1 protein-coding gene is annotated in these 204 nt (G+C 63.7%); it reads left to right on the plus strand.

Annotation, left to right across the window (positions count from 1 at the left end; all coding sequences use genetic code 11):
* Positions 1-17: 17 nt before the first annotated feature.
* On the plus strand, positions 18-204 hold a 187-nt coding region (tnpB, locus tag AB3X96_RS43090; RefSeq protein ID WP_368594478.1), incomplete at its 3' end, for an IS66 family insertion sequence element accessory protein TnpB.

Genomic DNA, 204 nt, shown 5'->3' on the forward strand with positions numbered 1-204 from the left:
ATACGGCACTGGGTCGGGTGATCACCGTGTTCGGCGCTGCGCATCCGCACCATGCTTACCTGTTTGCCAACCGGCGAGCCAACCGCCTGAAGGTGCTGGTTCACGATGGGATTGGCATCTGGCTGGCTGCGCGACGGCTGAATCAGGGGCAGTTCGCGTGGCCGCGCGCTGGTAGCGAACCAAAGCAACATGCGCTCACGCAGG

It is taken from the genome of Paraburkholderia sp. BR13439 (assembly GCF_040948805.1).
Classification (GTDB): Bacteria; Pseudomonadota; Gammaproteobacteria; order Burkholderiales; family Burkholderiaceae; genus Paraburkholderia; species Paraburkholderia youngii.